Raw genomic sequence first — 4,041 nt, forward strand, 5'->3', positions numbered from 1 at the left:
GCCCCGTGCCCATGATCTGCGGATCCACGCCCGCCGTTGCCCAGGATACGATACGGGCGAGCGGCTGGATGCCACGACGCCTGGCTTCGGCCTCGCTCATCAGCAGGGTAGCAGCTGCACCGTCGTTGAGCCCCGAGGCGTTGCCGGCGGTGACCGTGCCTTCCTTGTCGAAGGCCGGGCGCAGCTTCGTCATCTGGTCGAGCGTTGCGCCATGGCGGATATATTCGTCCTGGTCGACGGTGACGTCGCCCTTGCGGGTCTTGACGATAAGGGGAATGATCTCGTCGGCGAAACGCCCGGCTCTCTGCGCCGCCTCGGCCTTGTTCTGCGAAGCAAGTGCGAATGCGTCCTGCTCTTCGCGGCTGAGCTGCCATTGGGGGGCGACGTTCTCGGCGGTAATGCCCATGTGATAGCCATAGAAGGCATCGGTCAGGCCGTCCTTGATCATGGTATCGACCATCTTGAAGTCGCCCATCTTCACGCCGCCGCGCAGAGGCGCGCAATGCGGCGCCGTCGACATGGACTCCATGCCGCCGGCGACGATGATTTTTGCATCGCCGGTGGCGAGCTGCTGCATGCCGAGTGCCACGGCGCGGAGGCCCGAACCGCAGAGCTGGTTCATGCCCCAGGCGGTCGCCTCCTGCGGAATGCCGGCTTTCATGGCTGCCTGGCGAGCAGGATTTTGGCCTTCGCCTGCAGAGAGGACCTGGCCAAGGATCACCTCATCGACCTCTGCCGCCTCAATGTCGGCGCGCTCCAGCACGCCCTTGATGACCGCGGCGCCAAGTTCATACGCTGGCGTGTTGGCAAACGAACCGTTGAACGAACCAACAGCTGTGCGGGCTGCGCTGGCGATGACGATCGATGTATTGCTCATAATGGTCTCCTCTCCTCTGCAAAGCTGGCAGAGTATTGGCCCGAAGAAACGCCGGATCAGTTGACGATCGTTGCTTCAGTTGCGTTGCGAAGTTCATTGTCGGTTACGCCGTCGGCGACTTCCACCAACTTCAGGCCACCGTCGACGACGTCGAGCACACCAAGATTGGTGATGATCCGATCGACGACGCTCTTGCCAGTGAGCGGCAGAGTGCAGGCCTTCAGTACCTTCGATTCGCCTGCTTTGTTGGTGTGGTCCATGACGACGACCACCCGCTTGACGCCGGCGACCAGATCCATTGCGCCGCCCATGCCCTTGACCAGCTTGCCGGGGATCATCCAGTTGGCTAGATCGCCATTCTCGGCCACCTCCATGGCGCCGAGGATCGCCATTGCTATCTTGCCACCGCGGATCATCGCGAAGCTCTGCGCCGAGTCGAAGAAGGCCGAATCCGGCAGCGCCGTCACCGTCTGCTTGCCGGCATTGATCAAGTCCGCATCGATCTGGTCCTCCGCCGGAAACGGGCCGATGCCGAGCAGGCCGTTCTCCGACTGCAGCGTCACGTGAACGCCGTCCGGAATGTAATTGGCGACCAGTGTCGGAATGCCGATGCCGAGATTAACGTAGGTGCCGTCTTTGAGTTCTCGCGCGGCCCGCGCCGCCATCTGGTTTCTGTCCCAGGCCATGTTGTTCTCCTCCCGCCTCAAGCCGCCGCGCGCGTGGTGCGCTGCTCAATGCGTTTCTCGTGTTTGCCTTGGATTAGGCGATGGACGTAGATCCCCGGCAAGTGGATGTGATCGGGTTCGAGGCTGCCGATCGGCACGATCTCTTCGACCTCTGCCACGCAGATCTTTCCGCAGGTGGCGGCCGGCGGGTTGAAGTTGCGCGCTGTTTTGCGGAAGACAAGATTGCCTGACGTGTCCGCTTTCCAGGCTTTGACGATCGACAGGTCCGCGACGATGCTCGTTTCAAGCACATGGGTCTCGCCGTTGAAGCTCTTGTGCTCCTTGCCTTCAGCGACCATAGTGCCGACGCCCGTCTTGGTATAGAAACCGGCGATGCCAGCACCGCCGGCGCGCATGCGCTCGGCAAGCGTTCCCTGCGGGTTGAACTCCAGCTCCAACTCGCCGCTTAGATATTGTCGCATGAACTCGGCGTTCTCGCCGACGTAGGACGAGATCATCTTCCTGATCTGCTTCGTCTTCAGCAGCACGCCGAGACCGAAGTGGTCGACGCCGCAATTGTTCGAGGCGATCGTCAGGTCTTTGGTGCCAGTCTCGCGGATGGCATTGATCAACAGTTCCGGAATACCGCAAAGGCCGAAACCGCCCGCGGCAATGAACATTCCATCGAACAACAGATTTTCCAGTGCCGAACCTGCGCTCAAGCATATCTTGCTCATATCAGCCCCTTAATATGAGACACGTTAATGAGAGCGCATGTCCAGTCGCACCACCTACGGCCCCTAGTTTCCAGGCGCGGAGATTCTCCCGAGCCACGTGGAGAACAATTCACTGGAGAAAGAGCTGACGCGAGCAACAAGTTTTATTCCTCTCGGCTAAAATTTATGCCGTTCGATGAACCGAACGCGAGTGCGACGAAGGCAGCACTGTCTAGCGGGCGTTATCAACTTAACTCGCGTTCAGGGACTTGCGGCATAGACCGATGTAATGAACACCACAACCGTCAGCCATAAGCGCCATGGTTTCGCGCGTAGATCATCGCCAATGCAGTCTGGCTCTGCTACAGGTTCCGCTTGAGCCTGCAGGTCTCAACGCGTGTATATGCAGACAACGTGACATCGCCCGTTGGGCCACCCCCAATCCGCCGTGGTCAACGCAGTTTCCGCAAGACCTTTGGCCCCCGAAACCAGTGCAAGCGTCGCTGTCCATCGGTGGACGGCTTCATATCGACTTCACCTTAGGGGCCGTGAAACAACGGCGAGTGGTTGGGCACGGCTGCGCGCTGCGTCTGTCGTCCGCTCGATCGAAAGCATCGATGGTCGATCGCAAGGATATGTACCTGGGCCATCTGCCTTCCTCCGTAAGCGCCACCATGACGGCGAACCAGGCAACATAGCGACGCCAGCCGAAGGGGCATTCACCACATCAGTTCACCTTCGTTACTCCGAACTCTGTCACCGGCCGAGCAGCGGTTGCGCATTTGGCATGCAGCCCAAGGATATCTCGCGCTTCCTTAGGTGTCGCCGGCTCATGCCCGAGAATATTGATTAGCTGCCGAGCGCGCTCCACAAGCTGTCCGTTACTAGCGAAAACTCCTCGTTGTAGATATAGATTATCTTCAAGGCCTACACGGATGTTACCTCCAAGCAAGACGGACTGCGCTGCGATAGGGTACTGGTTTCGCCCCGTGCCGAGAGCGCCCCAATGAGCCCGCTCCGGCAATAAGCCTTTCATGTAAGCTACTGTGTCAGGCGTCGCCGGTGCATTCCACTTCACGCCTAGGACAAATTGAAATATCGGGTCTTCGGGGATTAAGCCTTCAGCGATCAACTGATGCGCAAAGCCGATATCACCACCCTCAAATACTTCAATTTCTGGCTTAACGCCGAGCTCCTTGAAGCGCTTCGCCATCGCCCGCAGCGTGCGCGGCGTATTTAGGTAAACGTACTCATCCCCGCCATCGCCTTGATTTGATGTCGTGACATCGAGAGACGCAATGTCCGGCCGACACGCTTCAATGTGCGCATATCGAATTTCAGGTGGCGCAACCGTCGTGCCAAGTGCGGCGCGCGACTCATCTTCAGGGTCGGGCACAAACCGGGCATTTCCGCCGCAGGTGAGGTTTAAAATGACGTCGACTGCCGACTGCCGGATCCTGTCAGAAGCTTCCTTGAATAGATCAACATCGTAAGAGGCGGCGCCGGTCGCGGGATCGCGAACATGGACATGGACGATCGCTGCGCCAGCGCGTGCGGCTTCAATCGCTGAGTCGGCGATCTCCTTGGGGGTAATCGGAAAACTTGGGTGATCGCGATTGTATTTTGATCCGCCCGTTAGGGCGCACGTAATTATGATTTTGCGAGTGCCGAATGGCGCTATTGGCATAAAATTAGACCCTGTGTTGCTGACGCCCGACGGTAAGACCGAATTCCGAGACAGCGCCACCGCTGTTGAGTTATGATAATCAACTAGTCGTTATGC

At 58.8% G+C, this 4,041-nt stretch carries 4 protein-coding genes; all 4 read right to left on the minus strand.

Annotation, left to right across the window (positions count from 1 at the left end; genetic code table 11):
* Positions 1–877 (minus strand): acetyl-CoA C-acyltransferase (locus tag EOA38_RS29815; protein WP_127300927.1); only part of this gene is annotated, 877 nt, incomplete at its 3' end.
* Positions 878–933: 56 nt separating this feature from the next.
* Positions 934–1,563: a 3-oxoacid CoA-transferase subunit B gene (locus tag EOA38_RS29820; protein WP_127300928.1), complete on the minus strand. Its 630-nt coding sequence runs from the start codon at positions 1,561–1,563 to the stop codon at positions 934–936.
* A 17-nt stretch (positions 1,564–1,580) separates the two neighbouring features.
* Positions 1,581–2,279 carry a CoA transferase subunit A gene (locus EOA38_RS29825; RefSeq protein WP_127300929.1) on the minus strand — a complete coding sequence of 233 codons (699 nt, stop codon included), beginning with the start codon at positions 2,277–2,279 and terminating at the stop codon, positions 1,581–1,583.
* Between the two features lie 706 nt (positions 2,280–2,985).
* Positions 2,986–3,945 carry a 3-keto-5-aminohexanoate cleavage protein gene (locus EOA38_RS29830; protein ID WP_127300930.1) on the minus strand — a complete coding sequence of 320 codons (960 nt, stop codon included), beginning with the start codon at positions 3,943–3,945 and terminating at the stop codon, positions 2,986–2,988.
* Positions 3,946–4,041 lie beyond the last annotated feature (96 nt).

This window comes from Mesorhizobium sp. M1E.F.Ca.ET.041.01.1.1 (assembly GCF_003997355.1).
Taxonomy (GTDB): Bacteria; Pseudomonadota; Alphaproteobacteria; order Rhizobiales; family Rhizobiaceae; genus Mesorhizobium.